Raw genomic sequence first — 24,812 nt, 5'->3', positions numbered from 1 at the left:
GGCGACACTTGAACTTGATCCCAGATGTTCTGAACGGAAGGTCCAGGGTCAAGTTACACCCAAAAATGTAAATTTCCGTCATACAATCGGTCTTTTCATGAAAATAGAAACGTACCGCAGGCTCGGCCGCTCTTTGCTGCAAACCACCACCAGCAACACAAAAACGCCTGCAAACAGGGAAATTCTCGCCATGCAGTGATAAAATTTTCACCGCCGCGCATGGTTAACAACCCTTGACAGGTTGGAAATGTAGCGGCATCATCATGAAAATAATTTACATACGCGCAACGGCACGCACCGTCCTTGCAAGGATGGTCTCGGGAACAGGTGAAGTGGAGGGGAAATGAAAGTCGGCGTTGTCGGCCTCGGGTACCGGCTGGAATATCTCGTTCGGGTTTTCAGCGTCCTCATTCCTGATTTTCAGCTTGTGGGGTATGTCGATCCCTCCCCCGCCGGCCTGCCGGGTCTGCGGCAGCACGGCATCGATCCCGGCCAATCCTACGAATCGATCGACGCCTTGGCGAAGGCCGCTCCCCTCGATCTTCTGATGATCGGCTCGCCCAATCACCTCCATCTCGGCCATATCAAGACGGCGCTGCAGCTCAATCTGAAGGTCTTCTGCGAAAAGCCCGTGGTCATTTCGGAGGCCGAGACCTACGAGCTGCTCCGCCTCCTGCACGCATGCGGCGACCCCGATCGGGTCATGGTCGGTCTCGTGCTGCGCTATGCGCCGCTTTATGTCGACCTTAAGAAAGTGATTGCCGAAGGCGCGCTCGGCGAGATCGTCAGCATCGAGGCGTCCGAACATATCGCGCCCTATCACGGCGCGTTTTTCATGCGCGACTGGCGGCGCTACCAGGGCTATTCCGGCAGCTTCATCTTGGAGAAATGCTGCCACGACCTCGACCTTTACCAAGGCGCGGTCGGCGCACGGCCGCAACGCGTCGCAAGCTTCGGCGGCCGCAAATCCTTCGTGCCGGAAAATGCCGTGCGGCACAATCTCGACGTCTATCATCGCAAGCCGAGCGGCTGGATGGGCACGGACAAAGTCTTCGACAGCGACGCGGACATCATCGACTATCAGACCGCGCTGATCGAATATGCGAATGGCGCCACTATGGCGTTTCACACCAATATGAATGTGCCGGACCAGTTCCGCCGCTTCTGCATCGTCGGCTCAAAAGGCATGGCGGAAGGCGACTTCATCCGCAACTTCTTCAAAGTGCACGATGCCCGCACGTCCGACGTGCTGCTCGATACGACCTATGAGACGACGGAACTTTCGCAGCATTACGGCGCCGACGAGCAAATGGTCAAGGACATCGCCGCTCACCTGACCACCGGTGCAGCCCTGCCCGTCTCGGTGATCGATGCGCTGGAGGCGGGCCTCACCGCGATCAAGATCGACGAAGCCCGCCAAAGCCGTTCCGTCATCGATCTGACCGAAACATGGAAGCGTTTCGATGCGGCGCGCAATGGCGAAACGCCGCCGGCCATGGCAAGGAGCGCGTGATGCTGCAGCAGAGGGGCGCCATTATCTTCGCCTGGTGCCTGCTGGCGCCGGCACTGCTTTATGTGCTCGTGATCGTCGCCTATCCGCTGGTCGAGACGATTTTTCTGTCTTTCACCGACGCCTCTTTGAGACGGACCTATGACTGGATCGGCTGGGACAATTACACCAAGATTTTCCGCAGCGGCTTCAGCACCATTATCATCCGCACCTTCATCTGGACCTTCTTCTCCGTCCTCCTCAAGATGATCATCGGCACCTGCGGCGCGTTGCTGCTGAACGTCGCGTTGCCGGGCCGCGCAATCGTCCGCACCCTGACGCTCCTGCCCTGGATCGTGCCGATGGCGATCGGCATTTTCATGTGGGGCTGGATGTATAACGGCGAGTTCGGCATGATTTCCGGGCTATTGCAACGCTCCGGCCTGACCAGCAGCCCGATCGCCTTTCTGGCGCATGGCGAAACGGCGTTCTGGGCCACCGTTTTCACCGATGTGTGGATCGGCGTGCCGATGGTGACGTTCTATTTCCTCGCGACCATCCAGTCGATTCCCAAAGACCTCTATGAAGCCGCGTGGACCGATGGTGCGAGCCGTTTCTACCGCTTTCGCCGCATCACCCTTCCGCTGATGGTACCGGCGATGCTCACCATGTCGATGATCTCGCTGATCTCGACCTTCAACTCCTTCGACATCATCTGGATCCTGACGCGCGGCGGGCCGAGCGGCGAAACCACGACGATGATCATCGACACTTACCGGACCGCGATCGGCTCGTACAAATATGGCGAAGGCGCCGCCCGCGCCGTGCTTGTAGCGCTGTGCCTCTCCGTCTTCTGCTTCTTCTACTTCCGCGTCGTTAACCGGCTTTCCGCCCAAGAGACGAAATAGGAACCGGCGCCATGATCGACAAATTCCGTTGGTACGAGAAGATCCTGGTCTACATTGGCATGTTGGTCTTTCTGACCTTCATTATCGCGCCGTTTGTGGAAGGCTTTCTTGTCTCCCTCAAGCCCTTGTCGCTATTGTTCTCGTCGCCCTACCGTTTCTGGCCGGAAAACGGATCCTTCGACGCCTATTTCAGGATGTGGACGACCGTGCCGCTGCTGGGGCGTTACATCATCAACAGCATCTTCATCGCGCTTGTCGGCTCCTCGATCGCTCTGGTCCTGATCATTCCGGCCTCGTATGCGCTGGCACGTATGGCGTTTAAGGGCCGCGGCGCGGTGCTCGGCGGCATGCTCACCATCAACATGTTTTCCGGCGCGGTGCTGATCATTCCGCTCTTCCAGCTTCTACGCAACCTCGGCTTGCTCAATACCTACTTCGCAATGATCGTGCCGGGCGTCGCCTTCACCATCGGCACGGGCGTCTGGCTGCTGCGCGCCTATCTCTTGCGGATTCCACGAGAGCTTGAGGAAGCCGCTTGGGTCGATGGCGCGAGCCGCTTCTACATTCTGCGCCGCGTCATTCTACCGATTGCCGCGCCGGGCATTCTCGTCGTCGCGATCTATTGCTTCCTGACGATCTACGCGCAGCAATTCATTTACGCCATCACGTTCAATTCGAAGTCCGAATACATGCCGCTGGCGGTGGGCCTCTTCGGCTTCTTCGGCCGGCAGGACGTGGTGTGGAACGAATTGATGGCGGCGAGCTTTGCCGGCATCGCGCCGGTGGTGATCGTTTTCATTTTCCTGCAACGCTATCTCGTCGCCGGCCTCACCGCCGGAGCCGTGAAGACTTGAGGCAGGAACAGCAATCGCAAAACCGGTCATGGGCCCCTGCGGCCGTCGTCCGGCTTTGCTTTCATCGGGCTCAAGGGAGAGCTCTACATCGGAGGGGAAGGACCATCCTATGAAGTTACGTGCCAAACTTATGATCGGCGTCTGCGCGGCCCTTGCCGCAATGACTTCTTTCGCCAAGGCGGAGGACAAAGCCATCGATTTCATTCAATGCGGCGATTCCGAAGATCCAGTATACCCGCCGATCATCAGCGCGTGGGAGAGTGCACATCCTGGCTTCAAGATTCATATTGAAGTGGTCCCATGGGACACCTGCCAGGATAAAGTGACGACGCTCTCCGCCGCCGGCAATCCGCCTGCCCTCGCCTATGTCGGCTCTCGCACCTTAAAGCAATTGGCAAACAACGACCTCATCATTCCCGTGCCGATGACGGATGCCGAAAAGGCCGCCTACTATCCCAACATTCCCGATACCGTCACGTTCAAGGGCAACCAATGGGGTATCCCGACCGCCTTCTCGACGAAGTCGCTGTACTGGAACAAAGACCTCTTCAAGAAAGCCGGCCTCGATCCTGAGAAGCCGCCGACAACTTGGGCGGAAGAGCTCGCCGACGCGAAAGCCATCAAGGAAAAGGCTGGCGTCGCAGGCTTCGGCGTCGTCGCCAAAACCTATGACAACACGATGCACCAGTTCATGCACTGGGTTTATACCAACAACGGCAAGGTGATCGACAAGGACGGCAAGATCGTCCTCGACAGCCCTGAAAATCTTGAGGCGCTCACCGCATTGAATGCGATGGTGCCCTATGCCGAAGACGGCCCGACCGCCTACGAACAGCTCGAAGTGCGCGCGATCTTCCTCGACGGTAAGCTCGGCATGACGCAGCAATCGGTCGGCGCTGTGAACCTTCTGAAAGACGCCAAGTTCGCGTGGGGCGTGGCTCCGCTTCCGCTTGGCCCCCATGCCAAAGGTCCCGGCACGCTGCTGATCACCGATAGCCTTGCGATCTTCAAAGGCACGGGCGTCGAAGCGCAAGCCACCGACTTCGCGAAGTTCCTGACCAATCCGGACAACCAATTCAAATATGAGGTCTCGAACGGCCTCACGCCCTTGCGCCCCGTGCCGGGCGTGAAAGATCTGGTTGAGAAAGACCCGCACTGGAAGCCGTTCATCGACGGCATTGCCTATGGCGGACCGGAGCCTTTGTTCCAGGACTACAAAGGCTTCCAGAATACGATGATCGACATGGTTCAGTCGGTCGTCACCGGAAAAGCCAAGCCCGCCGACGCCCTGAAGAAGGCCGCGGCCGACCTCGAACAATATAAATAAGAAAAGACGGGGCGGCCACGCGCCGCCCCGCATCTCAAGCGTTCAGGGGAACGAGATACGATGGGGCGATTGCAACTCAATCATCTGACCAAGCGCTTCGGCGACGTCGATGTTTTACAGGACATTAACCTTGCCATCGAGAATGGCGAGTTCGTGGTGTTCGTAGGGCCCTCGGGCTGCGGAAAATCGACGCTGCTCCGCTCGATCGCCGGACTCGAGGAAGTGACCTCCGGCGAGATCGTCATCGATGGCAAGGCGGTCAATCACCTGCCGCCGGTGCAACGCGGCATCGCGATGGTGTTTCAATCCTATGCGCTCTACCCGCATATGAATGTCTTCGAGAATATCGCCTTTCCTCTGCGTGTCGAAGGCCGGCCCGATGCCGAAATCCGCAAGAAGGTCGAGTATGCCGCCGGTATTCTCCATCTGAACCAGCGCCTGCAACATAAGCCCGGCCAATTGTCGGGCGGCCAGCGCCAGCGCGTCGCCATCGGCCGCGCGATCGTCCGCGAGCCGCAGATTTTCCTGTTCGACGAACCGCTCTCGAACCTCGATGCGGCGCTGCGCACCGACATGCGGTTCGAATTGATGAAGCTGCACGGCCAACTCGGCTCCACCATGATCTATGTCACGCACGATCAGATCGAGGCGATGACCATGGCCGATAAGATCGTGGTGCTGAACGCCGGCAAAGTGGAGCAGATCGGCGGACCGATCGATCTCTATCAACGCCCAGTGAACCGTTTCGTCGCCGGCTTCATCGGCTCGCCCAAGATGAATTTCCTCGAAGGAACCTGCACGCGCGCGAACCCCGGCGCGACATCGGTCAATGTCGAGCTTGCCGGCGACATCGATTTGCCGATCACCGTGCCCGCGCAGCTCCAAGGCCAAAAAGTCACAGTCGGCATCCGGCCCGAACAATTGGCGATCGGACCGGGGCACAAGACGATCACGATCAAGCCCGCCGTCGTCGAGCGGCTCGGGCTGCATACGGTGGTCCATCATGCTGGCTCGAATGACGATGAGGACTGGTTCACGGGCCTCTTCGCCGGCGACGCGGACTTCGCCATCGACCAGGAGATCATCGCGAGTTTCGATCCGGCCGATTGCCTTCTGTTTGACGCGCAAGGATTGCGGCATGGTTGAAACGATTGGAATGACGGCTCAGGCACCCTTCGCGCTTGAGCTCGAATGGACTGTGGCCGCGGGCGACCAACCGTGCATTTACCGGTTCACTCTGCACAATCGTGGCACGGAACCGCTCGCCAATTTTTCGCTCGCCTGGAGCGGACCGGGACGGATCGATCCAAAATCGGCCATCGAAAATGCCGTGCTTCTGCGCCGTGTATCGAATTTCACCGAAGTGATGCCACCGCAGGGCTTCGTGCTTGAGCCAAATACGAGCTGGACATTCACCATACGCGGCACGAGCTATCCGCTCCGGCATTGGACCGATGCGGCGCGAAGCGCCTATGTGACCAATGCTGCAGGCAAGCACGTCTCGGTCGATGTCGGCATCTGCCGCTCGACCGGCGCAACCGACGACACACCGAAACTCGACATCGAGGCGATCGGCGACCTGAGCGATCTGAGCGACGGGATCGCGGTCGTCCCGCGGCCGGGCACGGTGCACGTGAACGGCGCCCGCAATGCCGCGTCGAGCCTCTCCCTGCGCGCAAAATCGCCGGTCGCGCTCAAGGCGGCAACGCATTTCGAAACGCTCGTGACACAATTGTTTCCCGATGAAAGCCTGATCGGCGACGGGATCGACATCAACTTCGCGCATCGCGACGGAGCGCAGGAATCCTATACGATCGCCTTTGGCGATCAGGTGACGTTGTCCGCGTCATCGGAATCCGGCTATCTCTACGGCCTCGTCACGCTCGGGCAGATCCTGCGCGCCGCGCGGCAGGCGCCGGAGCACTGCCGGTTTCCTACCGAAGGCTACATTCACGACACCCCGCATCACACGTGGCGCGGTGCCCATCTCGATGTGGCGCGTCAATATTACACGATGGACGAATTGCGCAGGTTCACGGCCATTCTCGCCTGGAACAAACTCAACCGCTTCCATCTGCATCTGACCGAAGACGAAGCGTGGCGCTACGAGGTCGAGGCCTATCCCGACCTTGCCCGCGTCGGCGCGTTTCGTGGCGCCGGCCTTGCATTGCCGCCGCTGCTCGGCTCGGGAGCGGCGAGCTATGGCGGCTTCTATGCCAAGGCGGATCTGCGTGCCCTCGTGGCCCTGGCGGAAAACTACAACATCGTTGTCGTGCCGGAAGTGGATGTGCCAGGACATTCCTACGCCGCGATCATGGCCCTGCCCTTCCTGCGCGATCCGGGCGAGAATGCGGAATATCAATCGATCCAAGGTTTCCCGAACAATTGCCTCAATGCGGGCGTGCCGAAGACGCTGCAATTCGTCGAGACGATTTTCGCCGAATTGATGGAGATTTTTCCGGGCCCCTGGATCCATGTCGGCGCCGACGAAGTGCCGGAAGACGCCTGGCACGCGTCGCCGCTCGCGCGCCAGCATTTGCCCAACGCCGGGGAGACGATCGCGCAGCCGCTGCAAGCCGATTTCCTGCGCCACCTGCACCGGCAGATCCAAGCCGCCGGCCGCACGACCGGCGCGTGGGAGGAAGGCGCGCATGGCGGCGGCGTGACGCCGGAGAAATCCTATCTCGTCGCCTGGCGTTCGACCGCCGTTGGCGCAGAACTTGCCGCACAAGGCTATGACGTCGTGATGTCGCCGGGCCAGGCCTATTATCTCGACATGGCGCTCTCGCCGGATTGGTGGGAGCCGGGCGCGTCCTGGGCGGGCACGTCGAGCCTCGAGAACACCTACCGTTTCGATCCATACCACGGTTTTGCGCCGGAACACCGCGCGCGCATGATCGGCGTGCAGGCCTGTATCTGGTCCGAACCGATGAGCGACCGACGCGTGTTTCAGCGCCTGGTCTTCCCGCGTCTCTCCGCAATCGCGGAAACGGGCTGGACGCCGCCATCGGCGAAATCCTGGAAACATTTCGCCGCAAGCAGCCGGTTCATGCCGAGCCTCTATGGTGACTTATGCGCATAGCGGTCGGCGGCATTCACACGGAAAGCAGCACCTACAATCCGGTGCTGACGCGCATCCATGATTTTCACGTGCTGCGCGGCGACGCGCTTCTGACCGGCGAGCAATTCGCGATGCTTGGCGCGTTCGACGTGAATTTCGCGCCGCTGTTGCACGCCCGCGCGCTGCCGGGCGGACCGGTGGCGCACGATACCTATCTCGCACTGAAGGCCGAATTGCTCGAGCGCTTAGGCGCAGCGGGGCCGGTGGACGGCGTCTATCTCGCCATGCACGGCGCGATGCATGTGCAGGGCCTCGAAGATGCGGAAGGCGATTGGATCGAGGCGGTGCGCGCGCAGGTCGGCCGCGAGATCCCGATCGCCGTCAGCTACGACCTGCACGGCAACGTCAGCCCGCGCGTGATCGACGCAATCGACATATTCGCGGCCTATCGCACCGCGCCGCATATCGATGTCGCGGAGACGCAAACCCGCGCGCTCGCCATGCTGGTGGGGGCTCTCAAAAGTGGCGAGCGGCCTTTTATCGGCTATTGCCCGGTGCCGGTGCTGCTGCCGGGCGAACGCACATCGACCGAGGACGAACCGGCAAGATCGCTCTACGCCAAATTGCCATTTTATGATGCGCGGGACGGCATCTGGGATGCGAACATCATGGTCGGCTATGTCTGGGCCGACGAGCCGCGGGCGACCGCCAGCACCATCGTCACGGGCACGCATCGCGGCGCGGTGACACAGGCGACGCATGACCTCGCGGACGCCTATTTCGCGGCGCGCGACGCCTTCGTCTTCGGCGCGCAGACCGGAACGATCGCCGAATGCGTGGCCGCCGCGGCGACCGCAACGCGCTATCCGGTGGTGCTGGCCGACAGCGGCGACAACCCCACGGGCGGCGGCGTCGGGGATCGCGCCGACGTGCTGCGTGAGCTTTTGCGCACGCGCACTCCAAGCGCCGTCGTTGCAGGCATCGCCGATCCGATTGCCACGCAAGCGTGCTTTGCGGCCGGGGTCGGCGCGGCCCTCACATTGCCCGTGGGCGCGACGCTGAGCGCCGAAAATTCGACGCCGGTCACGCTGACCTGCACGGTAGAATATTTGAGCGACACGGCGGCCCCCGCCGATCGCCAAGCCGTCGTCCGCAGCGGCGGTTTGCGCATCGTTCTAACGGCAAGACGGCGGCCGTTCCACTATCTCGCCGACTTCGCGGCGCTCGGCATCGCGCCGGAAAAGGAACAGCTTATCGTCGTCAAATCGGGATATTTGTCGCCGGACCTCGCGCGCCTCGCGGCGCTCAATCTGATGGCGCTCTCACCCGGCGTCGTCGATCAAGATATCGAGCGGCTGCCGGCCAAGCGGCTGCGCCGTCCACTTTATCCCTTCGACCGTGACATAATTTTTACGCCGCAGGTCTCCCTGTCGGCACGACTTAAAGAGAACGCATGATAGCCCCATTGATCGAGATTTGTGTCGAAGGCATCGACGGCCTCCTGACGGCGCAGGCCGCAGGCGCCGACCGGGTCGAATTGTGCGCGAGCCTGCTCGAAGGCGGCCTGACGCCGAGCATGGGCACGATCAAGACCGCCCTCGCCCGCGCGACGATCCCGTTCTATCCGATCATCCGCCCGCGCGGCGGCGATTTTCTCTATTCCGATGCCGAATTCGCCACCATGCAATCCGACATCGAAACCTTGCGCGAACTTGGCGTTCGCGGCGTGGTCTTCGGGATTTTGACCCCGGATGCGCGGATCGACGAGCCGCGCATGCGCGCGCTCGTCGAGGCCGCCGGCCCCATGGACGTCACCTGCCACCGCGCCTTCGACATGACGCGCGATCTTGGCGAGGCGCTGGAGGCGCTCATCCGGTGCGGCGTGAAACGGGTGCTGACCAGCGGCCAGCGCGACACGGCGCTGGAGGGTCTCGACAATCTCGCCCGCACGGTGGCACTCGCAAAAGGGCGCATCAAGGTCATGGTATGCGGCGCGCTCGACGCTTCGAACATTGGCCGCGTTCGCGATGCGACACAGGCGCCGGAAATGCATTTTGCCGCTCTGACGGATATTGCCAGCGGCATGAACTGGCACAATCCGCATGTGGGCATGGGCGGGGTCGACAAGGCGCGCGAATATATGCGCACCGTTTCGGACCGCAACCTCATCCACGCGGCCATCGTCGCCGCCAGATCTTGATCGGACCCATGATGGCGGACGACTTTCTTCTCTCCAACGCCAGGATCATCGATGGCACCGGTGCGCCGTGGTTCCGCGGTGACGTGCGCGTCCGCGACGGTCGCATCGTCGAGATGGGGCCGCGCCTGCCGCGTTCGGGCGAAGTCATAGATGTCGCGGAACAATGGCTGGCGCCCGGCTTCATCGATGCGCATTGTCATGACGATCTCATCTTCCTGCGCGAGCCGGACCGGCCGGAAAAGATCGCGCAGGGTGTTACCACCATCGTGGTCGGCAATTGCAGCTTCTCGCTCTATCCGACCGTCGACGCGAGCCACGAATTGCTGCGCGATCATTTTGCCGGCCTCTTGGGCGAGACCGACGCGAGCGAAATCTTTCGCGATCTGGCGAGCTACCGCACAGCTCTCCACACGGCAGGCATCGCGCCGAATCTTGTGTCGTTAACGGGCCACGCGGCGCTGCGCCTCGCGGTGATGGGTTACGAGAAGCGCGACGCGACCGATGCGGAAATCGCGCGCATGCAGGCGCTGCTTGCCACGCAGCTGCAGCAAGGATCGGTCGGCATATCCTTCGGCCTGGTCTATCCGCCCAGCGCCTTTGCCGATGCGCGGGAACTCATCGCGCTCGGCAAGACCGCGGCCGAACACGGCAAATTGGTCGCCGCGCACATCCGTTCCTATGAAGGCGGCTTGTTGCTGGCGATCCACGAATTTCTCGACGTCCTGCAGCAATCGGGCGCGGCTGGCCTGCTGTCGCATCTGCAAGCGGCCGGCAGGCCGAGCTGGGGCACGATGCCGCGCGCCATCGGACGGCTGGAATCCGCGCGCCTCGACGGTGTCGACGTCAGTTTCGACATGTATCCCTATATGGCCGGCAGCAGCTACATGCTGCAGCTTCTGCCTCCCGATGCGCTCGAGGGCGGCATCCCGGCCCTGCTCCAGCGCCTGCGCGATCCCTCCCAACGCGAGACGCTGCAACTGCGGACCGAAAACGGCGACCCGGGCAATCCTTCCAAAGTCGCGCTGATCGGCTGGGGCAATGTGCAGATTTCTGCGATCGGCATCCCGGAACTCAAGGCCCTCGAAGGGCTGCGCATGGATGCGGCGGCGGCGCAACTCGGAACCTCGCCGTTCGACCTCCTGGTGCGTTGCGTGGAGGAGGACGAAGGCCGGACCGGAATCATTATGTTCCAATTGTCGGAAGATGACGTCCGCTGCGCCTGCTCCCATGGCTTGCATATGACCGGATCGGACGGCCTGCCGCGCCCCGGCAGCAAAGTGCATCCGCGCGCCTTCGGCACCTTCCCGCGCATGGCCGGACGGTTGCGGCGGCAGGAGAAATGGTTCGGCATCGAGGACAGCGTGCGGCGGATGACGTCGATCGCGGCGCAAAGATTCGGACTCTATGATCGCGGCGTCATCCGCCCGGGCGCCGTGGCCGATCTCGTGGTCTTCTCGGATGCGATCGATGATAGAGCCACATTCGACACACCCAGCCAGCTCGCGACCGGCGTCCGCGACGTCTTCGTCAATGGCGAGGCTGTTCTGCGGGAGGGGAAACTCAGCGGCCGGCGGCCCGGCAGAGTCCTCTGAAGCACGGGGTCAGGGAACACAAAAATACCCAACAAGATCAAATTTTAAGAATTAAAATCAAAAAGATAAACAGATCTTCTCAGATGCTCTGGCACCGCGCGCCATCCCACGGGGGAGAGGGCATCTCCCGTTCCGCCGTGCCGCTTAACGCCTCTTTAAACCCCGGCCGTTACGCGTTGAATGGTTGCCAAATGCCCTGGCTCTTTATAAGACAGCGCGACGATAAGAGACCCTTCGTCCCGCATAATGTGAGATATTGATGCTGATCCCAGTGATTTTATCGGGTGGCGCCGGTACGCGTTTGTGGCCGACATCGCGGCACCACCTGCCCAAGCCCTTCATGACCCTGGGCGACAACGCCCTGCTTTCCCAAGCCATCGAGCGGGGCTTGGCCTGCGGCACGGATGACGTGCTGATCGTGACCAATCAAGACTATTTGTGGCTCACCAAGCACCTGATGCGGCATCTGCCCGATGAGCCGCGGGCGACTTACTTGCTCGAGCCGAAGGGGCGCAATACGGCGCCGGCTGTCGCCTTGGCGGCGCTTGCCTGCCTGAAGAGCCATGGCCCCGACGCCATCATGCTCATCCTGCCGGCGGACCATCTCATTCCGGACACCGAATCCTTCGTCGCCAACGTGCTCGAAGCGACCCGCCATGCGCAGCAGGGCCAATTGGTGACCTTCGGGATTTCCCCGACGGTACCGGAAATCGGTTTCGGCTACATCGAGGTCGAGAAGCCGGCCCGGACCACGCAAAAAGCCTTGCGTTTCGTGGAAAAGCCCGATCTCGCCACGGCGCAGGAATATCTCGCCACCGGCCGCTATTATTGGAACAGCGGCATGTTCTGCTTCAGCGCCGGCGCGATCCTGAAAGCTTTCGAGATCCATTCGCCGGAGGTGCTGGAAGCAGCAAAGAAGGCGATGGCGAGTTCGACGACCGCCGACGGCATCACCAAATTCGACCATCACGATTTTGGCATGCAGCCGGATATCTCGATCGATTACGCCGTGATGGAGCGCGCCGACAACGTGACGCTCGTCCCGGCCAAATTCGCCTGGAGCGATGTCGGCGCCTGGCCCGCTGTGGCCAAAGCCCATACCGCCGATGCCAACGGTAATACGTTCATCGACGACGTCGTCTCGGTCGACACCCACCACACGCATGTCCAGGTCGAATCTCATACGCCCAAGATCGTCGCGACCGTGGGTGTGCAGGATCTTGTGATCGTCGACACGCCCGATGCCCTGCTGGTCGCGCATAAGCACGCGGCGCAAAAGGTGAAAAGCGTCGTTGATGCGCTGAAGCATCGCAAACACGAATCGACCCAGCTTCCCGCCATCGTCGACAGACCTTGGGGCACCTATGCGGCGCTGAAAGAAGAGCCCGGCTATAAGGTGAAGCGCATCACGGTCGAGCCGGGACAGTCGCTCAGCTTGCAATATCACCATCACCGCGCGGAACATTGGGTCGTCGTGCAGGGCACCGCCATCGTCCAGGTCGGCGATGTGGAGCACAAGACGCTGCCCGGCCAGTACCGCTACATCCCGCTCGGCGAAAAGCACCGGCTCACCAATGTCGGCCGCGACGAATTGGTGCTGATCGAGGTGCAGATCGGCGATTATCTCGGCGAGGACGACATCGTCCGCCTGAACGATATTTACGGACGGGTCTGATCTTCGGCCGAAACCGGATCAGGCAAGCAAGAGGTCGATCAAACACATCATGACGGCAGACGGGGCGACGGATATTCATCTGAACGATCTGAAAACCATTTCCGGCGTTGCCTTCGGCACGAGCGGTGCGCGCGGCTTGGTCAAGGATATGACCGATGCCGTTTGCTACGCCTACACCAAGGCGTTCTTGCAATATCTGGCCGACACGCAGCAATGGCGCCCCGGCGAAGCTTTGGTGATCGGCGGCGATTTGCGGCCGAGCACGCCGCGGATCATGGCCGCTTGCGGCCGTGCCTGCGCAGACATGGGTGCGCCGATCATCAACGCGGGCCTCACGCCGTCGCCGGCGGTCGCGCTCTATGGCTTCGTCCATGCCATGCCGTCGGTGATGATCACCGGCAGCCATATTCCGGATGACCGCAACGGCATCAAATTCAACACGCCGGCCGGCGAGATCCTCAAGCCGGACGAGGAAGGCATTCTGCGGCAGAAAGTATCCATGCCGAGCGCGTTCGATACTGCCGGCAATCTGACCGAGCCCTTTCACCTGCCCGCCGTTTCCGACGATGCGCAGAATGACTATGTGGCGCGCTATGTCGATGTGTTCGCCGGCGCTTTGAGGGGCTTGCGTGTCGGTCTCTACCAGCACTCCTCGGTCGGCCGCGATCTCTTCGCGCGGATCCTCACGGCGCTTGGCGCCGAGGTCGTTCCGCTTGGCCGCTCCGACACTTTCATTCCGGTCGACACCGAAGCCGTGCGGCCCGAGGACACTGCCTTGGCCAAAAAATGGGCGAGTGACTCCAAGTTCGACGCCATCGTCTCGGCCGACGGCGATGCCGACCGGCCGCTGGTCGCCGACGAAACCGGTCAATGGCTGCGCGGCGACATTCTCGGTATTCTGTGCGCGCGGTTTTTGGGCTGCACCGATGTTGTCACGCCCGTCAGCAGCAACACGGCGCTCGAAAAATCGCTCTGGTTTGCCCACGTTTTGCGCACCCGAATCGGGTCGCCTTACGTCATCCAGGGCATGAAGGACCTCCTCGCCGAGGATCAAGCCGTCGTCGCCGGCTATGAGGCCAACGGCGGTTTTCTCCTGGCGAGCAATGTCAACCACAAAGGCAAGACGCTCCTCGCGCTGCCGACGCGCGACGCGACGATCGTGATGATCGCCGCTCTCGCCATGGCGCGCGCATCCGGCATTTCGGTCTCGGCGTTGAGCGCGCAATTGCCGCACCGCTTCACGGCGAGCGACCGGTTGAAGGAATTCCCGACCGCGCTCAGTGTCAAGAAATTGCACGAACTGAGCCCGAGCGACCCTGCGCAGCAGAAGTTGCTACAGACCAAAGCGTTCGGCGCGATTTGCGGCGATGTCAGCCACGTCGATCAAACCGACGGCCTGCGCATGACCTTCGCCAATGAGGAAATTCTGCATTTGCGCCCCTCCGGCAACGCGCCCGAATTGCGCTGCTATTCGGAAGCTGCGAGCGCCGCGCGGGCGCAGTCCATCAATGAGGCTTGCATGGCCGTCTTAAGCACGTGGCGGGCATCTTAAGGCTAGATCGAGGATAAAATGAAAAAAGCGATCATTACCGGCGTGACGGGGCAAGACGGCGCCTACCTCACCGAGCTCCTTCTGTCGAAGGGCTATGCGGTCTATGGCACCTATCGCCGGACCAGTTCGGTCAATTTCTGGCGCATGGAAGAACTCGGCGTTCAGAACCATCCGAACTTGCATCTCGTCGAATATGATCTGACCGACCAGGCCGCCAGCATCCACCTTGTGAACCGCATCCAGCCCGACGAAATCTACAATCTCGCCGCGCAAAGCTTCGTGGGCGTGTCGTTCGAACAGCCGCTCGCCACGGCGCATATCACCGGGCTTGGCGCGGCGCATTTGCTCGAAGCCATCCGCATCATCAATCCGAAAATCCGCTTCTATCAAGCCTCGACTTCGGAAATGTTCGGCAAGGTTCAGGCCGTGCCGCAGCGGGAAAGCACCCCCTTCTACCCGCGTAGCCCCTACGGCGTCGCCAAGCTCTATGCCCACTGGCTCACCATCAACTACCGCGAATCCTACGGCATCTTCGGGACCAGCGGCATTCTGTTCAATCACGAGTCGCCCTTGCGCGGGCGTGAATTCGTCACCCGCAAAATCACCGACAGCGTCGCCAAGATCAAACTCGGCAAACTCGATTGCCTGGAACTTGGTAATCTCGACGCGAAGCGCGATTGGGGCTTTGCGCGCGAATATGTCGACGGCATGTACCGCATGCTGCAGGTGGATGAAGCCGACACATTCGTTCTTGCCACCAACCGCACCGAAACGGTGCGCGACTTCGTGACGATGGCGTTCCAGGGCGCCGGCATTCAGGTCGAATTCAAAGGCAAGGATGTCAACGAGGTTGCGGTCGACACGGCGACCGGCAAGACCGTCATGCGCATCAATGAAAAGTTCTACCGCCCGGCCGAGGTCGATCTGCTGATCGGCGATCCGCAGCATGCGAAGGACAAGCTCGGCTGGGAGCCGAAGACGTCCCTGGAACAATTGTGCAAAATGATGGTGGAAGCCGATCTGCGCCGCAACGCGACGGGCTTTTCGTTCTGATTCTGCTTCCCTTAAGCTGCCTGTGAGGACCAACGCACGATGCAAAAAACCGTCTTGCTCACCGGCAGCCAAGGTTTCACCGGACGCTACGTCCGGGCGGCGCTGGAAGCGGACGGGCTGAAGGTCGTCGGGCTCGTCAAGGGGAACGCGGCGCCCGGCGATTTTGCGGGCGACCTTCTCGATCCCGCATCGCTGCGCGCGATCATGGCGGCCGTTCGGCCCCATTATGTCATTCATCTCGCCGCCATCGCCTTCGTCGGCCATGCCGATATGGAGGCATTCTACCGCGTCAATCTGTTCGGCACGCTGAACTTGCTGGAGGCCCTGCAAGCAGAAGGCGCGCCGGTCGAGAAGGTCCTGCTCTCGTCCAGCGCCAATATCTATGGCAACCCCGACGTCGCCCGCATTTCCGAAGATACGCCGCCGGCGCCGATCAACCATTATGCCGTCAGCAAATTGGCGATGGAACATATGGCGCGGACCTGGGCCAACCGGCTGCCGCTCGTGATCACGCGGCCGTTCAACTACACCGGCGTCGGCCAGGAGCCGAATTTCCTCATCCCGAAAATCGTCGCGCATTTCAAAGAAAAACGGCCGCTGATCAAGCTCGGCAATATCGATGTCGTGCGCGAGTTCAACGATGTGCGCTTCGTCGCTGCGGCCTATAAGGGCCTGTTGCAGAACGCGCCCGCCAACTCCCTCTTCAATCTCTGCTCGGGCCAAGGCCACGCGCTCCAGGACGTTCTCGCCCTGTGCGAAAAGCTGTCCGGGCATAAAATCAAGATCGAGATCGATCCCGCATTCGTGCGCGCCAATGAGTTGCGCGTCCTGATCGGCGATGCGGCGCGGCTCAACGCCCAGCTTCCGGACCTGCCGAAGATTGGGTTGGAGCAAACCTTGCAGTGGATGTTGAACGCGCCATAGCGAAATGGCGTGGATTGGACCGCGAGCTTCCAGCTCGCAGACGGCGCGATAGCGCCGTACCGGCGCTTGCGAGCTACAAGCCGCGGTCCATTCCATCCTCAATGCAAAATCTGGCTCAAGAACAGCTTCGTCCGTTCATGCTGCGGATTGGAGAAGAACGCGTTCGGCTCGTTCATCTCGACGATCTGGCCGGCGTCCATGAAGATCACGCGGTCGGCCACCTGGCGCGCGAAGCCCATTTCATGGGTCACGACGAGCATGGTCATGCCCTCCTGGGCGAGATTGACCATTGTGTCGAGCACTTCCTTCACCATTTCCGGATCGAGCGCCGAGGTCGGCTCGTCGAACAGCATGATCTTGGGGCTCATGCAGAGCGCGCGCGCGATGGCGACACGCTGCTGTTGGCCGCCCGACAATTGGCCGGGGTATTTAAGGGCCTGCTGCGGGATTTTCACGCGATTGAGATAATGCATCGCGATCTCCTCCGCATCCTTCTGCGGCATCTTCTTCACCCAGATCGGCGCCAGCGTGCAGTTCTGCAGGATGGTGAGATGCGGGAAGAGATTGAAGTGCTGGAACACCATGCCGACGTCGCGGCGGATTTCGTCGATCTTCTTCAAGTCTTCCGTCATCTCGATTCCATCGACGACGATCCGGCCTTTCTGAAATTCTTCCAGCCGGTTGATGCAGCGGATGGCTGTTGACTTGCCGGATCCCGACGGTCCGCAGATCACAATGCGCTCGCCGCGCCGCACTTCGAGATTGACGTCCTTGAGCACGTGGAAATCGCCGTACCATTTGTTCACGGCCTGCATTTGAATCGCGACTTCGTTTTTCAACTGACCGGGTTTGAGATCGACCATAATTGTCCCCTTTTTATTATACCAACGGTCATTAAGAGTGACTGTTGGCTCCTTTCTTCATTTTTCGCCTTTTCACGGCGAGAGCGAAAAATGAAGAGCGGTCCGAAGGTCGCTCTTCGCGACCTTCGGCATTATTCAATGCTTCCGGCTCAGGCTCAATTTGCGTTCCGTATAACGCGCATAGCGTGACATGCCGAAGCAGAAGATGAAATAGAAGATCGCCGCAAAGACATAGCCGGTCGTCGTAATATTCGGGCTCGACCAAGTGGGATCTTTTTGACGGGTTTGCAGCGCAAAGAAAAAGTCGCTGATGCCGACGGTTTGAATAAGCGTCGTATCCTTGAACATGCCGATGAACGTGCCGACGATGCCTGGGATGACGATGGTGAGGGCCTGCGGCAGAACGATGAGATACATCATCCGCCAATAGCCGATGCCAAGCGCCATCGCGCCTTCGAACTGTCCCTTGGGAATGGCCTGAAGCCCGCCGCGCACGATCTCGGCCATGTAAGCGGACGAGAAGATACAGAACGCGATCATCGGCCGCACCAACGTATCCGGCGTCAAGCTGTCGGGCACGAAAATGGGCAGCATCCGGTTGGCCATGAACAAGACGGTGATGAACGGCACGCCGCGGAAGAATTCGATGAAGATCACCGAAAACAGTTTCACGATCGGCATTTGCGACCGCCGTCCCAACGCCAAGAGGATGCCAAACGGCAAGGAGAACACGATGCCGGCGACCGCCATCAGGAAGGTGACGAAAATACCGCCCCAGAAGCTCGTGTCGATTTCATTCAGGCCGAAAGTAAAGCCTAGCAGCGAACCCGAGAGCAGCAGCTTTGTCGCGAGCGGAAACAGAATGAAAAACAGGATCGCGGCCATGCCCTTGCGCGGCGCCTTGGGCCACAGCAGCCACACAATCAGCACGGCCCCCAGCACCAGCCACAGATCGACGCGCCATTGCTCCTCGAACGGATATCTCGCATAGGTGAAATAGCGCAGGCTCGCGGTGATGAACGGCCAGCACGCGCCCTCGATCGCGGCGCGGCAGGTTTTATCGTCGCCGGTAAAGCTCGCGTCGAGCAAGAGAAAGCCGATCAGCGCCTTGAGCGCCCAGAAGACGAAGACGCAGCCGACGATCGTCAGAAGCGTCGAGCCGATACTCGAAAACAAGTTTTCGCGCATCCAGCCGATCGGACCGCTCGTGCGAAACGGCGGCGGCGCCGGCTCGGCCGGTTGCGCCATGACAAAACCAATCGTGTGCTGAGCGTCCGTCATCGCGCGCCCCTCATCGCTCGACCAGCCGCTTGCGGCTGTTGTACCAGTTCATCACCATCGAGGTCAGCAGCGACACGGCGAGATAGGTCAGCATGGTCATCAGAATCGTCTCCAGCGCTTGGCCCGTCTGATTGAGCGCCGTGCCGGCCCAAACGCTGGTCAAATCCGGATAGCCGATCGCGACGGCGAGCGTCGAATTCTTGGTGAGATTCAAGAACTGGCTGATCAGCGGCGGAATGATGACGCGCAGCGCTTGCGGGATGATCACCAGTTTCATCGCCGTCTGCGGGCGCAGGCCAAGCGCAAAGGACGCCTCGGTTTGGCCTTTGGGAATGGCGAGAATGCCGGCGCGCACGATCTCGGCGATATAGGAGCCCGTATAAATCACGAGGCCGGCCAGAAGCGCGAGAAGCTCCGGTAAAATCGTCATGCCGCCGGCAAGATTGAAGCCCTTGAGTTGCGGATAATCGAGCGAGATCGGCTGACCGGCGGCAAAATAGGCCAAGCCGGGCAGAACGACGAGAAGCGCGAGCGTCACCACATTCTTGGGATATTGCGCACCCGTCTCGCGCTGCCGCTTGCCGGCCCAGAGGCGAAAGGCGACGGTCGCGCCGATCGCGATGAGCAGCGCCGCGCCGACGAAATTCGCGCCATCGCCATAAACGGGTGCGGGCAGGAACAGGCCGCGCTGGGTGAAGAACGCCCCCAGGATCGCATGCGACTGGCGCGGATTGGGCAGGAAGTTGATGATCGCGAAATACCAGAAAAACAATTGCAGCAGCAGGGGCGTGTTGCGGATCGCTTCGACATAGATCGTCGCCAGTTGCGACACGACGTAATTCTTCGACAGCCGGGCGATGCCCACCATGAAGCCAAGCATAGTCGCTAACGGAATCCCCAGTCCCGCCACCAGCAAGGTGTTGAGCAAGCCCGTCACATAGGCGCGGCCGTAGGAGGAATCTTCCGAATAGGCAATCAGCGCCTGACTGATCTTGAACCCGGCACGGCGGCTCAGGAAATCGAACCCGCCGACCATGTTGTGCTCCGCCATGTGCTGGCGGGTATTTTCGACGATCTCATAACCAACAAATCCGAGAGCGAGAATGACCGCCGCCTGAAAGGCGTAAGAACGCACCCTCGGATTGTTGAGCGGCGAGACGCGCGGGCGCTCGTCGGAAATGTGTTGTGACATCAGCTCCCCTCGACTGATCTCTACGCCCTTGCGTCAAGGATGCAGCGCGGCCTCCCCTTGCCGCGCTGCATCCTGCGCATCAGCGCAGCGGCGGCGCGTATTGCAATCCGCCCTTGGTCCACAATTGGTTGAGGCCGCGCTTGAGCTTGAGCGGCGTGCCGTCGCCCAGATTCTTCTCAAAGACTTCGCCGTAATTGCCCACCTTCTTCACGATCTGATAGGCCCAGTCGTTGTTGAGGCCGAGCGACTTGCCAAGATCGCCGTCAAGCCCGAGGAAGCGCTTGATGTCCGGGTTGTCCGATTTCATCATGTCGTCGACGTTCTGCGACGTGATGCCGAATTCCTCCGCCTGGATCATGGCATAGCCGACCCAGCGAATGATGTTGAACCATTTGTCGTCGCCTTGGCGAACCGCCGGCGCCAGGGGCTCTTTCGAGATAATCTCGGGCAGCAGCACATGTTCGTCGGGGTTGGTCATTTTCAGGCGATAGGCGGCAAGGCCGGACGAATCGTCGGTCAACGCGTCGCAGCGCCCGGAATCATAGGCCTTGATCACCTCGGTCATTTCGGTGAACACGACCGGCTCGAACTTCATGTTATGCGCGCGGAAATAGTCGGCAAGGTTGAGTTCGGTCGTCGTGCCCTGCTGCACGCAGATCGAAGCGCCGTTCAATTCCAGCGCCGACGACACGTTCAGCTTCTTGCGCACCAAGAAGCCCTGGCCGTCATAATAATTCGGGCCGGCAAACAGCAAAGCAAGGGTCGACTCGCGAGTGAGCGTCCAGGTTCCGTTGCGCGCCAGCACGTCGACTTCTCCGGCCTGAAGCGCCGTAAAGCGGTCCTTCGCGTTGAGCGGCACGAATTTGACCTTGGTCGGATCGTTGAAGATCGCGACCGCGACGGCGCGGCAGAAATCGACGTCGAGCCCGGTCCAGTTTCCCTTGTCATCGGGAATGCCGAACCCCGGCAAGCCGGTGTTCGAGCCGCAGATCAGTTGACCGCGCTGTTTCACCGTGTCGAGCGTGTCGGCATGCGCCGACGCCGCCAATCCGCCCAGCGCCGCTGCGACCACAGCCAAGGTGGTTAGAATCCGTTTCATCTGATGCCTCGCTCCCAAGAAGGATGTTTTCGTGTGATGCGCAAAATGCCCGTCAACGCGCGGTTAAACCTCATAACGGCAACCGAAAGAGCGCGTGCAGCATCACATGCGGTTTTCCAGACGAGGTCAAGGCCCAATGCATAGCAGCTCTGTGCATGGACTGACCTTTCTGCTCAAACACAAAGCAATCCCAACGCAGCCAAGGGGTTACCGTGCGTTTGAACGCCCGAACCCGCGCCGTAAGCCGGTTCCCGCGTGGCCCTTTGAAGCGTTCCGATATGTTCGAAGCAGAACCCCATTTTCCAGAAAATCTATATCTTAAATTGCATGCTCTGGCCGAACTGGACGAGGCAATGCCCATCGGCCGGGCGGGCGCGAGCGGCAGTCGGTCGGCCTCTATCTTTCCGCCCTCATTTTTGCTTTACCGAACGGGTTAAATTTCGAATCCGCGCGTTTTTTCTCGTTTTGATTGGGGGCAAATGATGGACGAGCTGCCGAGCGAACATATGGAACATGCCGAGCATGCCGAACATGCGGTGCATGAGGGCAACCAGTTTTTCATTACCGTTTCGGCCACGATCGCCGTTCTGGCCGTGGTCGCGGCCGTGATTGCGAGCTTCGAGACGACGGAAACCGGGGCGGCGATTTCCGACAAGAACTCGGCCGTCCTGCGCCAGGCGCAGGCAAGCGACGAATGGGCCTATTACCAGGCGCGCAGCATCAAGCAGAAAATGTTCGAACTCGCCGCCGACGAGCATCCGGACAAAGCGGATGACTATCGCAAGCAAGCCAAACATTACGAAGAGGACAATATCGAGGAGAAGCGGAAGGCCGACGAGCTCCAAAAGCAGCGCGACGAATTTCTCGAAGCCGGCGAGCGGCATGAAGGCCGCCACCACGGCCTAACCTTGGCCGAAACCATGGTGCATGTGGGCATTGCCGTCGCGACCGTGTCCATCATCACCAAGGGTCAGCGCTGGCCCTGGTACGGCTCGATCCTGCTTGGCATCGCCGGTATCATCTGGGCGGCCTGGACCTATCTGGCCCACCCATAAAAAAGCCCGCCAGGCGGCGGGCTTCTTCCGAACGGTCTCGTTCTTATACCAAAGGTCGCGAGAAGCGACCTTTGGACCGCTCTTCATCTTTCGCAATCGCCTTGAAAAGGCGAAAAATGAAGAAAGGAACCAACGGTCACTCTTCGTGACCGTTGGTATTATTCGTCCTGGGCCTGATCGTCCTGCGGCAGAACGGCCGGCTGCTTATAGCCCGGGGTGAAGGCCTGGTCGGTGGCGATCGAATCGCCGAAGCCGTCGCGCTTGTAAATGTCCTTGCGGAACTGCACGATGCCTTCCGGCGTTGCCCAAGCGGTGACGTAGACCCAGTAGACGGGAACCGGCTGCGCCAGTTTCACGTCGACGCGCTGGCCCGAGCGGATCACTTCGTCGATCTGGTCGCGGCCCCAACCCGGATTGTCCTTCAGGAGCCAGGCCACGTAGTCGCGCACGTCCTGCACGCGCATGCAGCCGGAGGAAACGAAGCGGTCGTCATCGCCGAAAATGCCCTTGGTCGGCGTGTCGTGCATGTAGACGCCGTAAGGATTGTTGATGTTGATACGCACGACACCGAGCGAGTTCTCGACACCGGTATCCTCGCGGAAGCGATAATTGGTGGCGTCCATCGAATGCCAGTTGATCTGGCTCGCCTGCACTTCCTGACCGGCGGAATTGAAGATCCGGATGTGGTTGTCGGACAGATAATTGGGATCCTGCTGCATCTTCGGGATCAGATCCTTGCGGATGATCGAAGCCGGCACGGTCCAATAGGGATTGAAGTTGATGTCGATCGCCTTGGTGTTCATCACCGGGGACTGGCGGTCGATGCGGCCGACACCGGCGATATGATGGGTCTGCACCACATCGTTTTCGACGGTCTCGACGGCGGCGGCCGGAATATTGGCGGCAACATAACGGGCGCCGAGATTGCCGGTGAAGGCCTTCAGCCGCACCAAGTTGGTCTCAAGCTGGCGGATGCGCAGATCGATCGGAACGTTCAATTCGGTCAGCGTCTCGTCAGTGACGACGCCGCTCGCGGTAATGCCGTGGCGGGTCTGGAAGCGCTTCAGGCCGGCGTCGACGAAGGAGTCGAAGATGGGCGAGGTGCCGGCCTCGCTGGTCAGGTCGCCCGAGGCGATCAAACGGTTACGCAAGGCGACGACTGGCTGCCCCTTGGTGCCAAGCTTCAGCCCCGGCCCGCCGGGCACGGTGCCCCAGCCGCCCTGTGCCTGAATCTGCTTGTAACGTTCGATCGCGGCTTCGGTGGCAGTATAGGTCTGCTGCGACAGAAGCGGCGTCGTCGACCGCTGCACCGCAAGATTTTGCGCGGTGTCGTAGTTCTGGGCCCACTCGGCCTGGCCGTCCGCCGATGGGTCGAGCGGAGCGGCAAAAGCCGATCCAGCGAACAGCAAGCTCAGAGCCGTGGTAAGGCCAAGCTGCGCAAATTGCCGGCGCGTCGCCGAGCGGGAAGAAATCGAGGGCTGATCAATCACAGCAACTGCTCCGAATGTATTGACGGCCAAAAGGCCCAAGCTTGTCCCATCAAAACCAAATACTGGAAACGAGAGGCGAGCGCGATCCAACTGTCAGGCGGATACCATAGAGTTCGTAAAGAAAAAGCGACCAACCGGGGCTATTTTGTGGCATAATCAAAGTCCTTGTATCACATATGCGGCATCGCAATGATGCGTGTCCGATCGGCAACAGTTTCGCGCGCGTAGGCAGGTGCGCAATGACACAGACGGGTAGCGCCCGGCATGAACAAGTGCGGGAAAGAGACAAATCTTCCCGGAGTTCGATGCGCATGCGCCGCCCATCCCGCCTCTCCCTTCTCCTGTTCATGTGCCTCCTGGCAGGAGCCGCCCGGGCGGACGAGTCGATCGGAACGGCGACGAAGGTGCAGCCGAGCGCCTCGGGTACGGGCGCCGGCCACGCGGGCACGCTGAATACCGGCGACGCTTTGGGTGCCGATGAGGTCATTGAAACCAAACCGAGCGGCCTCGCCCATCTGCGTTTCGTCGACAATACCGATCTGTCGGTCGGGCCCGGTTCCTCGATCAAACTTGATAAGTTCGTCTTCAACACGCAACAGACAGCAAGCGATTTCGCCCTCTCGACCACCAAGGGCGTGTTCCGCTTCACCACCGGCGTGTCCGATCACAAGGCCTACAGCATCAAGATCCCCGACGTGGCCGTGATCGGCGTGCGCGGAACCCGATTCACTTTCGAGGTCCATTCGGGGCACCTTGGCCTCGATGTCGAGCAAGGCATCGTCGTCGTCTGCCGCCCCGACGGCACTCAGTGCGTCGAAGTGCGACCGCGCCAGCATGTCTCTGCCAGCGTAAATGTTCCGCCCCACATCGACCGCGGCTCCACCCCGCCTCGGCGGCGCGAGGGCCGCTTGCCCCCGCCACCTCCTGGCCCCGACGGCGGCGATGATGGCGGCCCAGTCTATGGCAACGGCTATGGACCGCCCGTCCGCGGCGGCTACGGACCTCCTCTTGGCGGCATCCCCGGCGGACGCTGGTTCGGCCCTGGCGGGCGATGGTTCGGCGGCCGTGGGCACGGGTATGATGGCGGCGGCCGGCGCGGCGGCGAAGGCGGCCGTGGCATGGGCGGATGGGGTCGCGGCGATCGCGGTGGCCCGGGACGCCGCATGCCCTATCCCGATTACCCGAATGGCCGGTAAA

The 24,812-nt window shown here is 60.9% G+C and carries 20 protein-coding genes; 15 read left to right on the top strand and 5 right to left on the bottom strand.

All coding sequences use genetic code 11. From position 1 onward, the window contains the following. Nucleotides 1-343: 343 nt before the first annotated feature. From V9T28_RS08655 to V9T28_RS08595, 13 genes are all read left to right on the top strand, one after another. Nucleotides 344-1,513, top strand: coding sequence for a Gfo/Idh/MocA family protein (locus V9T28_RS08655; RefSeq protein WP_116398591.1), 1,170 nt, complete (start codon nt 344-346; stop codon nt 1,511-1,513). Then, nucleotides 1,513-2,397 carry a carbohydrate ABC transporter permease gene (locus tag V9T28_RS08650; RefSeq protein ID WP_116399769.1) on the top strand — a complete coding sequence of 295 codons (885 nt, stop codon included), beginning with the start codon at nt 1,513-1,515 and terminating at the stop codon, nt 2,395-2,397. The genes V9T28_RS08655 and V9T28_RS08650 overlap by 1 nt, the downstream gene beginning before the upstream one ends. Further along, a complete protein-coding gene (locus tag V9T28_RS08645) occupies nt 2,394-3,251 on the top strand; it encodes a carbohydrate ABC transporter permease (protein WP_116398590.1) in 858 nt (285 codons plus the stop codon). The genes V9T28_RS08650 and V9T28_RS08645 overlap by 4 nt, the downstream gene beginning before the upstream one ends. Before the next feature lie 109 nt (nt 3,252-3,360). Then, nucleotides 3,361-4,578, top strand: a complete 1,218-nt coding sequence (locus tag V9T28_RS08640; RefSeq protein WP_116398589.1) for an ABC transporter substrate-binding protein — start codon at nt 3,361-3,363, stop codon at nt 4,576-4,578. Between the two features lie 60 nt (nt 4,579-4,638). Continuing rightward, nucleotides 4,639-5,724, top strand: coding sequence for an ABC transporter ATP-binding protein (locus tag V9T28_RS08635; RefSeq protein WP_116398588.1), 1,086 nt, complete (start codon nt 4,639-4,641; stop codon nt 5,722-5,724). Then, nucleotides 5,717-7,660, top strand: a complete 1,944-nt coding sequence (locus tag V9T28_RS08630; RefSeq protein ID WP_245423830.1) for a beta-N-acetylhexosaminidase — start codon at nt 5,717-5,719, stop codon at nt 7,658-7,660. Before V9T28_RS08635 ends, V9T28_RS08630 begins: the two co-directional genes overlap by 8 nt. Next, nucleotides 7,651-9,096 (top strand): M81 family metallopeptidase, encoded by a 1,446-nt coding sequence (locus tag V9T28_RS08625; RefSeq protein WP_116398586.1) that lies wholly within the window; start codon nt 7,651-7,653, stop codon nt 9,094-9,096. Before V9T28_RS08630 ends, V9T28_RS08625 begins: the two co-directional genes overlap by 10 nt. Beyond that, nucleotides 9,093-9,839, top strand: a complete 747-nt coding sequence (locus V9T28_RS08620; RefSeq protein ID WP_116398585.1) for a copper homeostasis protein CutC — start codon at nt 9,093-9,095, stop codon at nt 9,837-9,839. The genes V9T28_RS08625 and V9T28_RS08620 overlap by 4 nt, the downstream gene beginning before the upstream one ends. An 11-nt stretch (nt 9,840-9,850) precedes the next feature. Beyond that, on the top strand, nt 9,851-11,431 hold the full coding sequence (locus V9T28_RS08615) for an N-acyl-D-amino-acid deacylase family protein (protein WP_116399768.1): 1,581 nt from the start codon (nt 9,851-9,853) through the stop codon (nt 11,429-11,431). Nucleotides 11,432-11,690: 259 nt separating this feature from the next. After that, the gene (locus V9T28_RS08610) at nt 11,691-13,106 is read left to right on the top strand and encodes a mannose-1-phosphate guanylyltransferase/mannose-6-phosphate isomerase (RefSeq protein ID WP_245423828.1); all 1,416 of its coding nucleotides are present in this window, start codon (nt 11,691-11,693) and stop codon (nt 13,104-13,106) included. A gap of 49 nt (nt 13,107-13,155) precedes the next feature. After that, the gene (locus V9T28_RS08605; RefSeq protein ID WP_116398583.1) at nt 13,156-14,658 is read left to right on the top strand and encodes a phosphomannomutase; all 1,503 of its coding nucleotides are present in this window, start codon (nt 13,156-13,158) and stop codon (nt 14,656-14,658) included. Between the two features lie 18 nt (nt 14,659-14,676). Further along, entirely contained in the window at nt 14,677-15,711 is a 1,035-nt protein-coding gene (gene gmd / locus V9T28_RS08600) for a GDP-mannose 4,6-dehydratase (RefSeq protein ID WP_116398582.1), read from the top strand. Nucleotides 15,712-15,750: 39 nt separating this feature from the next. Continuing rightward, entirely contained in the window at nt 15,751-16,635 is an 885-nt protein-coding gene (locus tag V9T28_RS08595; protein WP_116398581.1) for a GDP-mannose 4,6-dehydratase, read from the top strand. 98 nt (nt 16,636-16,733) lie between these two features. Here V9T28_RS08595 and V9T28_RS08590 read toward each other — a convergent pair whose 3' ends face one another. The 4 genes from V9T28_RS08590 to V9T28_RS08575 all read right to left on the bottom strand — a co-directional run bounded on the left by V9T28_RS08590 (nt 16,734) and on the right by V9T28_RS08575 (nt 21,070). Continuing rightward, nucleotides 16,734-17,498, bottom strand: a complete 765-nt coding sequence (locus V9T28_RS08590; RefSeq protein ID WP_116398580.1) for an amino acid ABC transporter ATP-binding protein — start codon at nt 17,496-17,498, stop codon at nt 16,734-16,736. A 135-nt stretch (nt 17,499-17,633) separates the two neighbouring features. After that, nucleotides 17,634-18,779, bottom strand: a complete 1,146-nt coding sequence (locus tag V9T28_RS08585) for an amino acid ABC transporter permease (protein WP_116398579.1) — start codon at nt 18,777-18,779, stop codon at nt 17,634-17,636. A gap of 10 nt (nt 18,780-18,789) precedes the next feature. Continuing rightward, complete coding sequence (locus tag V9T28_RS08580) at nt 18,790-19,971, bottom strand: amino acid ABC transporter permease (protein ID WP_116398578.1); 1,182 nt, start codon at nt 19,969-19,971, stop codon at nt 18,790-18,792. A 79-nt stretch (nt 19,972-20,050) separates the two neighbouring features. Beyond that, the gene (locus V9T28_RS08575; protein WP_116398577.1) at nt 20,051-21,070 is read right to left on the bottom strand and encodes an amino acid ABC transporter substrate-binding protein; all 1,020 of its coding nucleotides are present in this window, start codon (nt 21,068-21,070) and stop codon (nt 20,051-20,053) included. A gap of 482 nt (nt 21,071-21,552) precedes the next feature. On the opposite strand from V9T28_RS08575, the gene V9T28_RS08570 reads away from it, so the two are divergent. Further along, nucleotides 21,553-22,125: a DUF4337 domain-containing protein gene (locus V9T28_RS08570; protein ID WP_116398576.1), complete on the top strand. Its 573-nt coding sequence runs from the start codon at nt 21,553-21,555 to the stop codon at nt 22,123-22,125. A gap of 158 nt (nt 22,126-22,283) precedes the next feature. Here V9T28_RS08570 and V9T28_RS08565 read toward each other — a convergent pair whose 3' ends face one another. Next, the gene (locus V9T28_RS08565) at nt 22,284-23,540 is read right to left on the bottom strand and encodes a L,D-transpeptidase family protein (RefSeq protein WP_116399767.1); all 1,257 of its coding nucleotides are present in this window, start codon (nt 23,538-23,540) and stop codon (nt 22,284-22,286) included. A gap of 386 nt (nt 23,541-23,926) precedes the next feature. Here V9T28_RS08565 and V9T28_RS08560 point away from each other — a divergent pair, with 386 nt between their 5' ends. After that, on the top strand, nt 23,927-24,811 hold the full coding sequence (locus V9T28_RS08560; protein ID WP_158554667.1) for a FecR family protein: 885 nt from the start codon (nt 23,927-23,929) through the stop codon (nt 24,809-24,811). Nucleotide 24,812: the final 1 nt, after the last annotated feature.

The sequence above is a fragment of the Methylovirgula sp. 4M-Z18 genome, from assembly GCF_037890675.1.
Lineage (GTDB): Bacteria > Pseudomonadota > Alphaproteobacteria > Rhizobiales > Beijerinckiaceae > 4M-Z18.
The sequence above is the reverse complement of the archived record's forward strand: the minus strand, read 5'-3'. Positions and strand labels throughout refer to the sequence as shown.